The sequence below is a fragment of the Salinihabitans flavidus genome, assembly GCF_900110425.1.
Lineage (GTDB): Bacteria > Pseudomonadota > Alphaproteobacteria > Rhodobacterales > Rhodobacteraceae > Salinihabitans > Salinihabitans flavidus.
The window spans coordinates 255,837-264,138 of sequence record NZ_FODS01000003.1; the positions used below are offsets into that span (position 1 = coordinate 255,837).

The window sequence follows — 8,302 nt, forward strand, 5'->3', positions numbered from 1 at the left end:
TGTGAACTCGTAGTAATCCACAAAAACATACAAATTGCGCCCCCATCGCTTCAGCTTTTACTATCCCTTTGCAGTGAATACCGAAACGACAGTGAGGTGACAAAAGATGAGGAACCATATCCACAGCCTGAGCTGGGAACTTCAACAAAAGCGTTCCAAACTTGAAGAGGCTACGTCCAAGCACTCCTTTGCTGAAGGCGAATGGCTTCAAGCGGAGGCTAGAGTTGCCGAACAAAGACGAATTCTCCAAGAAGAGATTGTTATTCGAGATAGAAAGAAGGATGTTTTTCGGAACATTCACTTTCCGTATACTCAACTCCAAGACGAAATTCTCGAAATTGAAAACGAGATATTCGATATTTCTGATATACCTTCCAATAGTATCAATCATCAGTGAGCCACCCCCGCAGCCACGCTCTCGTCGATGAACCGCCCCTCGATGAAGCGGTTCATGCCGAACTCGGCGCAAAGCGGGCCGGGCTCTGCCTTGGCGATCAGCTCCGCCGTGGCCCAGCCGCCGCCGGGGATCGCCTTGAACCCGCCGGTGCCCCAGCCGGCGTTGATGAAGCAGTTGCCCAGCGGCGTCTTGCCGATCACCGGAGAGCGGTCGCCGGTCACATCCACGATCCCGCCCCATTGCCGCAGCATCTTCAGGCGGCTGACCATCGGGAAGGTCTCCACCAAGGCGCGCACCGTCTCCTCGATGTGGTGAAAGCTGCCGCGCTGGGTGTAGTTGTTGAACCCGTCGGTGCCGCCGCCGATCACCATCTCGCCCTTGTCGGACTGGCTCAGGTAGCCGTGGACGGTGTTGGCCATCACCACCACGTCCATGCAGGGCTTGATCGGCTCGCTCACCAGCGCCTGAAGCGCGACGCTCTCCATCGGCAGGCGGAACCCGGCCATCTGCGCCAGATGCCCCGAGTTGCCTGCCACCACGAGGCCGAGCTTGTCGCAGGCGATCTCGCCCCTGCTCGTCTCCACCCCCGTGACCTTGCCATTCGCGGAGCGCACCGCCGTCACCTCGCATTGCTGGATGATGTCCATCCCCATGTCCGAGCAGGCCCGCGCATAGCCCCAGGCCACCGCGTCATGCCGCGCGGTGCCGCCGCGCGCCTGCCACAGCCCGCCCAGCACCGGATAACGCGGCCCGTCGAGATTGATGATCGGCACCAGTTCCTTCACGCGGTCCGGCCCGATGAACTCGGTCTGCACCCCCTGAAGCGCGTTGGCATGGGCCGTGCGCCGGTAGCCGCGCACCTCATGCTCCGTCTGCGCCAGCATGATCACCCCGCGCGGCGAGAACATCACGTTGTAGTTGAGATCCTGGCTGATCGTCTCATAAAGAGAGCGCGCCTTTTCATAGATCGCCGCGGACGGATCCTGAAGGTAGTTCGACCGGATGATCGTCGTGTTGCGCCCGGTGTTGCCGCCGCCAAGCCAGCCCTTTTCGAGGATCGCCACATTGGTGATGCCGAAATTCTTGCCGAGATAGAACGCGGTGGCGAGCCCGTGCCCCCCCGCGCCGACGATGATCACGTCGTATTTCTTCTTCGGCTCGGGGGAACGCCACGCCCGTTCCCAGCCGCTATGATATCGGGCCGCCTCCCGGGCGATGGCGAAGGCTGAGTAACGTCGCATGGGCAGTGATTCCAATCTGGGCGGTATATCCGCAACCATATGAACTGCGGCACGGCGCTTCACACGATTCAAACCGCCCCTTTGCCCTCTGGTTGCGACATGTCGGGCCATCACGGGGTTTTGCCCTTTTTCCCGGCGCCCTGCGCCTATAGATGGGGGGCAGGACGACACAAGGGGGCGCATATGCTGTTCTGGATCATCGCGGGCATATTGGCCCTTGCCGTGGCGGGGCTTCTGGCGCTGGCCGTCATACGCGGGCGCGACAGTGAAACGCCCGCCGCCGCCTATGACCTTCAGGTCTACCGCGATCAGCTCAAGGAGGTGGAGCGCGACACCGCCCGCGGCGTGATCGGCGCGGATGAGGCCGAACGCCTGCGCACCGAGGTCTCGCGCCGCATCCTTGCCGCCGATACCGCGTTGCACCGCGAGAGCGCCACGCAGGGCGGCGGACGCGGCGCGCGCGCCCTCGCGCTGGTCGCCGCGCTTGCGGTGGCGGGCGGGGCGCTGGGGCTTTACGGCTGGCTCGGTGCGCCGGGCTATGGCGATCTGCCGCTCAAGTCCCGCATCGCCGCCGCGCAGGACCGTCACGCCAACCGTCCCACGCAGGCCGAGATCGAGGCGCGGATGCCCGCCACCGTCCCGGCAGAGCCCGCCCCGGAATACGCGGAGTTGATGGAAAAACTGCGCGAGACGGTGGCAGGGCGTCCCGGCGATCTTGAGGGGCAGCAGCTTCTGGCCCGCAACGAGGCCGCGCTTGGCAACCTGCGCGCCGCCTATGCCGCGCAGGAGGAGGTGATCCGCATCAAGGGCGAAAACGCCACCGCCGAGGATCACGTCTTTCTCGCCGAGCTGATGATTTCCGCCGCGCAGGGCTATGTCTCCCCCGAGGCGGAGAGCAGCCTGCGCCGCGCGCTGGAGCTTGAACGCGGCAACGGCGCCGCGCGCTATTACATGGGGCTGATGCTGGCGCAGAACGACCGCCCCGACCTCGCCTTCCGCATGTGGGAGTCGCTCTTGCGCGAGGGGCCGTCCGATGCGTCATGGATGGAACCGATCCGCAACCAGATCGAAGAGCTGGCACAGCGCGCCGGGGTGGAGTTCACGCCGCCCGCCGAGGGCGCCCCGGCGGCGCCCGCGCCCGCCCTGCCCGGCCCCGATGCCGGAGACATGCAGGCCGCCGGCGACATGAGCCCCGCCGAACGGATGGAGATGATCCGCGGCATGGTTTCAAACCTGTCAGACCGCCTCGCCAACGAGGGGGGCACCCCGGATGAATGGGCGCGCCTCATCGGCGCCTATGGCGTGCTGGGCGAGATGGCGCAGGCCCGCGCCATCTGGATCGAGGCGCAAAAGGTCTTTGCCGATCGCCCCAACGCGATGGAGACGGTGCGCAGCGGGGCCCGCCGCGCGGGACTGGTGGAATGAACGCGAGTGTTTTCGCCGAAATATCGGAGTTTGCCCGCACCCTGCCCGCGCATGGCGCGCTCATGGGGCTGGATCTGGGCACCAAGACGATTGGCGTGGCGGTCTCGGACGGGATGCGCTCCGTCGCCACGCCGCTGGAAACGGTGAAGCGGCGCAAATTCGGTCTGGACGCGGCGCGCCTGCTGGAGCTGGCCGGCGCCCGTGCCATCGTGGGGATCGTGCTGGGTCTGCCGCGCAACATGGACGGCTCCGAAGGGCCGCGGGCCCAGTCCACCCGCGCCTTCGCCCGCAACCTGTCCGGGCTGACGCCCCTGCCTCTGACGTTCTGGGATGAACGTCTCTCGACAGTGGCGGCCGAACGGGCGTTGCTGGAGGCGGATACGACACGCAAACGTCGCGCCGAGGTGATCGACCATGTCGCGGCGTCCTATATCCTGCAAGGGGCGCTGGACCGGCTCGCCCATATCGGCAGGAGTGGCAGCACATGAGCGACGACAGGACCAACAATGATCCCCCCGTCTGGCGGCGGCCCGAGGTCGAAAGCCCCTGCGTGCAGATCTGCGTGATCCACCCCGAGGAACGCATCTGCACCGGCTGCTACCGCAGCATCGAAGAGATCGCCCGCTGGTCGAAGATGGACCCTGACGAGCGGCGCAAGATCATGGCGGAATTGCCGGACCGCGCCCCGCGCCTGCAAAAGCGCCGGGGGGGCCGCGCCGCGCGCCTGCGCCGGAAAACGCCGCGCCTGTAGCGTGGAGTCAATCTGGATCATTATTCGACCCAATGGTCCGATTCCACCGGAGCCTGCCCCGAAACGCAACGCGCGCCACATTCATCATGGGCCAAAAGCGCCCCGGCGCGCCATCGGCACCGACGCGATACCGACAAAATACCGACGTTTTACCGACGTGGCGTTTTCAGTGAAATCAAGGGCTTAACCCGATTCTCGGCCGAGGCGCCGATTTTGCCTCAAGCACCGCTTGACGCAGTCGCCGCCATTGGCTACCTCAAACGGCACAGGCGGGTATGATGTAATGGTAGCCTGTCAGCTTCCCAAGCTGAACGCGCGGGTTCGATTCCCGCTACCCGCTCCAACACGCCGCCACAAATTGAGACCGTCGATCAGTCCCGTCCGGCGGAGTCTGCAGTGGATGCGGCTCCGGATACCCGCACGGACGAATCGCGCGTTTGGTATCAGCGGAGATGCCTTCAAGATGGCGCGGTCTATCCGTTATCTTTCAACAGTAAGCAGTCGATCCAAGGATTGATGCTAATCCACGTCCAGTTTAAACGAATATCCAGAGAAGCAAGTAAAAGTTGCGTGAAACTGCGACGCGACACTCGACGGACGGTATGATTTCACCTAAAACAGGTTAGGGGAAATGACGTAACCCAGAGCAATCTGGGAAGAGGGCAAGCCGATAAGACGGTGCGCCAAAAAACAGACAACGGTATGGGCTATCGCACCCTGCCGGATAAGTTTCGGGGACAACGCAAGCAACGGAATTGCAGCCGGTAATCGGTGTGGAGTTGTCAGTTCAGGTCGTATCTTTATGAGTAGTGACAGCAGGTAAACGAGCCTGCGGTGCAACCTCATGTGGTCGCGCGCGTCCATTTGAGAGCACGCCAGATCTGCAAGCAATTTCCGACACCACCACGTCCGCCCAATGAAATAAGGGGCAAGGCGACGAGATGCATCCCAAGAGTGCCCCAAGACAAGGAGCGCAATTGTAAATCCTGCCCCGGCCTTTTGGTAAAGCCGCGAATATACGCCCCATCGGGTTCGAGGCGGAATTGCGAAGAATGCGAGGACAAATGCTAGCCCCCAAATGGCGTCTCAATCGTTCTGAAAAAGCCTCAGGCTCCGCCTTACGGGAGAATAAGTGGGATCAAACTACGCCAACGCGCCCCGGACCTGCGTTGGTGGGCATCTTCGCAAGCCTGCCGGTCGCCGTGCTGTCTCTTGTCGGTCTTCTGGTCGCCGGTCTGCCCCTTGGCTGGTCGCTCCTGATCACGATCGGCCTGCAATACGCGACCGCCGCAATCGTGATCGGCGTATGCTCAAAGCGTGCGAAAGACCGGCGCCACCCCGCCGGACCGGGGACATCGCCTGTCAGTATCAAGGCGACAGCGGCCGATCTCAGAGCGCCACTGGAAGCACACGTATGGCAACACTATGCGGCCATCCCTGGGTCGGAACCGCCCAGGCATCGAATCGCATTCGCCGCGCCGAACGCTGAGCATAGCCGCACGATCGCAAAAGACCTCAGCGAAATCGGGGCCGAAACGCACCTCGTCTCGGATATCGAAGCGCTTCTGGAAACCGTGCTGAACGCTCCGGACGCGTGGGATTTTGTTATCACTGACCTTGATGTGACCGGCGATTCATGGATTGCAGTCGACGAGATGATGTACTTCCGCAAAATCTGCCCGCAGGTGCCTGTCCTGTTGCTGACCAGCAAAGTCTCACGGGACGATTTCTCCACCATCAAATGCGCCATCGGAGATGTGACGCTTCGCAAGCCAGTCCATCATCGTCGCCTGATGGAAGGTTTGAAAGTGTTGATCGATGATACCGTGACGCGAGAGCAAATCAATCTGTCGCGAGATCGTGATCGCCGCTTCGACAGTTGACCGCAGAAAGAATCTTGTGCCACCTGAAGCTCGACAGCAGGGGTGTCGTTCCCAATGGTGGGTCGTGAGAGACTCGAACTCCTACCATAGCCAATGAAATCAATGACTTATGTGGTGTTTTGTAACCATGTGACCGGCCTCAAAATGGACTGAATGACGTTGCGTCAACCTAATGCAAAACCCGCCAGTTATCACCGGCGGGTTCATTGTCGTGGTGGTGGTCGTGGCGGTGCCTATGCCCCACTCTCGGCGATCATGTCGCCGCCGTCGCGGCTTAGCTCCTCGACCGTGGTATTGCCGTAAAGGTCGTCAGGCATCAGCACGATTTCCTGTTCTTTCCGATCATTGAAATAGGCCAACACTGCACTTTTCGGAACAGTTACGGTTGCGACCGCAGGAATGCCACCGGGCCAGCGCCGGGCGAACCACTCAGCCGTTTCCTTGCTCAGCGACCACGACCAGCCGCACTCCTCACAGCCATCACCATCCTCTGACCACTGGAAGCCACGATACACGGTCAGGGTATCCGACAAGGCGTCGAATGTCTCCCGGTCCTCCGGCGAGATAACCTGAATGCGTCCGTCATCGCTATCCTGAACACGCGACCACACCTCATGCCAAAGGTCGTAGTAATCCCAAAACCAATCCACATCGACCCACACACACCGTATTGCCGAATACAAAGACCCTACGCCATGCTCATAGATCAGGTCGAGCAGGTAGTCACGCCGGTATGGCTTGACTACGGTATAGAGGGCACTTTCAAAATCACCATTCGCACAATTTTTCTCATAAATGGCGCTCATACTGGTGATCGTATCCACCAGATTACTCACCGGGAGAACGTCGAAGCTTAGAACGTGACAGAAGGGATGACAAAATTGCAATCCGTAAGGACCATCCTCTACGACATAGCTGTGATATTCCGGCGGCAGCTCTGCGAGAAACGCGGTCAGCCGATCAGCCAAGCTTTTATCCGTTAACGTGAAGGCACCGACCGTGTAAGTTGTGGTCATGTGTGTTTCCTCTTGGTTGTGTAGGTCTGGGGCGACCACACGTCGCCAATTCCGCTATAGCAACACGCGCCTCGGGCGACGCAGATTTTTCACACCGGCCAATTGTGTGATGGAGCTGCCACAAAGGTTAGCCTAAACCGCCACGCTACTCAGGTCGCTCTTTGGCTGAGCCCGGTAAGACGGTTCGCGGAAGGTATCTTTACTCGCATCCTATTCCATCACCGTCCCGATCCAAGCCATACACATCAGCCCCGATAACGCGCACTGGGCCGCGAACATAGGCCGGACCATTACCAGAACCACCGGCACAATCGACATCACTAGGCTGCATCATCCATGACGCTCTGGGGCCAAACGCCACCGACTTCGCCAAGGGTGCAGATCACTTCAGTCTTTGCCTCGGAGCCTTCGCGCTCGAACGGCTGCGCCATCACCTTCCGCTTACTGAGGTGGCCTTCGCCGGCGCCGCGGTAAGAATGAGGCATGATCGCGACCCGATCTTCCCACATTCGGACATGGCGATCTCTGCTGCGATGTGCCGAATCCACGCCACCGAGGAGAATGAGGGCCGCCCTGGCTTTCTCGATTCACGCTCACACCGTCCGGCTGTGCCGCATGGGTTGCGCTCCAGCTTCCGGGACTGGTCAGCCGAGCGGACGAACTATCCACGCGAGATGGCGGAGATGGCGCTCGCGCACAATGTGGGCAACGATGTCGAGCGCGCCTACAGGCGCGGCGACATGGTCGAGAAGCGGCGGGTGATGATGGATGATTGGGCCAGCTTTGTTCTCGGAGGTAGGCGAACGGGATGAAAGCGATCTATTTGTAGACCCGCGACCCGCTGCGCTCGGTGCATTTGGTCAAAGAATGCGTGAAGCGGGCGCTCGCTGTGTCTGGCACGAACGTCCGGGATGCGCATATTCTGTTGAAAAACTCGAGGTTTCCGGCGGGGTGAGGTGGTCACTTCACTGGGCGTGCGTTCTCTCGATTACGCTTGTCGGGCGACTTGTGGTGGCGGGATGAGCTTTGCGAGCTTTCTGAGGTTCTGTGCGGTGGCAGCGAGGTGGAATTCGTCATGTGCGCCGCATGGACCGCGCAATCGGAGACGGTTCAGGCCAAGGATCCGCTTCATGTGCGCAAACAGCATCTCGACCTTCTTCCGGAGCTTGCAGGAGATTGCGTATTGCGTTGTTCGTGCGATCGTCCGGGCCACATCGCGGGATGGCTCAAAAATCGACCGGGTCACTTTACGCGACGGTCCTTTCGGGCAGCAGCGCGCTTTCAGGGCACAAGCATCGCAATCGGCCTTGCTGGCCCTGTAACGGAGCAGACCATCTTCATCGGGTTTCTTCTCTCTTGGCTTTGCAAAGGCCCGGCGGTTCTGCGTCAGTTCCTTGCCGCCCGGACAGGTATAGATGTCCTTTTCTGGATCATAGGTGAAGTCGGCCCGCTCGAATGTGCCATCCTTGCGTCCTGATTTATCAATGACCGGAATGTGCGGCGCGATCCCGCGCTTTTGAACCAGCCAGTCGAGCATCTCGCCCTTGCCGTATGCCGTGTCCGCGATCAGGCGTTCCGGTTTGATGCCG

Annotated in this window: 9 protein-coding genes and 1 tRNA gene; 7 read left to right on the top strand and 3 right to left on the bottom strand. The window is 60.9% G+C overall.

Annotation, left to right across the window (positions count from 1 at the left end; translation table 11 throughout):
- Positions 1-106: 106 nt before the first annotated feature.
- The gene (locus BMW66_RS04615) at positions 107-397 is read left to right on the top strand and encodes a hypothetical protein (protein WP_093115880.1); all 291 of its coding nucleotides are present in this window, start codon (positions 107-109) and stop codon (positions 395-397) included.
- Here BMW66_RS04615 and BMW66_RS04620 read toward each other — a convergent pair.
- Positions 391-1,638 carry a sarcosine oxidase subunit beta family protein gene (locus BMW66_RS04620; RefSeq protein WP_093115882.1) on the bottom strand — a complete coding sequence of 416 codons (1,248 nt, stop codon included), beginning with the start codon at positions 1,636-1,638 and terminating at the stop codon, positions 391-393. The genes BMW66_RS04615 and BMW66_RS04620 overlap by 7 nt on opposite strands.
- A 183-nt stretch (positions 1,639-1,821) precedes the next feature.
- Between BMW66_RS04620 and ccmI the strand changes: the two genes are divergently transcribed.
- The 5 genes from ccmI (at position 1,822) to BMW66_RS04645 (ending at position 5,697) form a co-directional block, all read left to right on the top strand.
- Positions 1,822-3,063 (top strand): c-type cytochrome biogenesis protein CcmI, encoded by a 1,242-nt coding sequence (ccmI, locus tag BMW66_RS04625; protein WP_093115884.1) that lies wholly within the window; start codon positions 1,822-1,824, stop codon positions 3,061-3,063.
- On the top strand, positions 3,060-3,551 hold the full coding sequence (ruvX, locus tag BMW66_RS04630; protein ID WP_093115886.1) for a Holliday junction resolvase RuvX: 492 nt from the start codon (positions 3,060-3,062) through the stop codon (positions 3,549-3,551). Before ccmI ends, ruvX begins: the two co-directional genes overlap by 4 nt.
- Complete coding sequence (locus tag BMW66_RS04635) at positions 3,548-3,814, top strand: DUF1289 domain-containing protein (RefSeq protein WP_093115888.1); 267 nt, start codon at positions 3,548-3,550, stop codon at positions 3,812-3,814. Before ruvX ends, BMW66_RS04635 begins: the two co-directional genes overlap by 4 nt.
- A 269-nt stretch (positions 3,815-4,083) precedes the next feature.
- A tRNA-Gly gene (locus BMW66_RS04640) sits at positions 4,084-4,157 on the top strand.
- A gap of 721 nt (positions 4,158-4,878) precedes the next feature.
- Entirely contained in the window at positions 4,879-5,697 is an 819-nt protein-coding gene (locus BMW66_RS04645; RefSeq protein ID WP_139196117.1) for a DNA-binding transcriptional response regulator, read from the top strand.
- 233 nt (positions 5,698-5,930) lie between these two features.
- Here BMW66_RS04645 and BMW66_RS04650 read toward each other — a convergent pair whose 3' ends face one another.
- Positions 5,931-6,713, bottom strand: coding sequence for a hypothetical protein (locus BMW66_RS04650; protein WP_093115892.1), 783 nt, complete (start codon positions 6,711-6,713; stop codon positions 5,931-5,933).
- Between the two features lie 476 nt (positions 6,714-7,189).
- Here BMW66_RS04650 and BMW66_RS04655 point away from each other — a divergent pair, with 476 nt between their 5' ends.
- Positions 7,190-7,525 (top strand): hypothetical protein, encoded by a 336-nt coding sequence (locus tag BMW66_RS04655; RefSeq protein WP_175483158.1) that lies wholly within the window; start codon positions 7,190-7,192, stop codon positions 7,523-7,525.
- A 176-nt stretch (positions 7,526-7,701) separates the two neighbouring features.
- Here BMW66_RS04655 and BMW66_RS04660 read toward each other — a convergent pair.
- Positions 7,702-8,302 (bottom strand): transposase (locus BMW66_RS04660; protein WP_139196118.1); only part of this gene is annotated, 601 nt, incomplete at its 5' end.

Excerpts from the sequence above, each read along its gene's own strand:
- BMW66_RS04655 (WP_175483158.1), top strand. The coding sequence starts at position 7,190 with ATGAGGCATGATCGCGACCCGATCTTCCCACATTCGGACATGGCGATC.
- BMW66_RS04615 (WP_093115880.1), top strand. The coding sequence starts at position 107 with ATGAGGAACCATATCCACAGCCTGAGCTGGGAACTTCAACAAAAGCGT.
- BMW66_RS04650 (WP_093115892.1), bottom strand. The coding sequence starts at position 6,713 with ATGACCACAACTTACACGGTCGGTGCCTTCACGTTAACGGATAAAAGC.
- ruvX (WP_093115886.1), top strand. The coding sequence starts at position 3,060 with ATGAACGCGAGTGTTTTCGCCGAAATATCGGAGTTTGCCCGCACCCTG.
- ccmI (WP_093115884.1), top strand. The coding sequence starts at position 1,822 with ATGCTGTTCTGGATCATCGCGGGCATATTGGCCCTTGCCGTGGCGGGG.
- BMW66_RS04645 (WP_139196117.1), top strand. The coding sequence starts at position 4,879 with ATGCTAGCCCCCAAATGGCGTCTCAATCGTTCTGAAAAAGCCTCAGGC.
- BMW66_RS04635 (WP_093115888.1), top strand. The coding sequence starts at position 3,548 with ATGAGCGACGACAGGACCAACAATGATCCCCCCGTCTGGCGGCGGCCC.
- BMW66_RS04620 (WP_093115882.1), bottom strand. The coding sequence starts at position 1,638 with ATGCGACGTTACTCAGCCTTCGCCATCGCCCGGGAGGCGGCCCGATAT.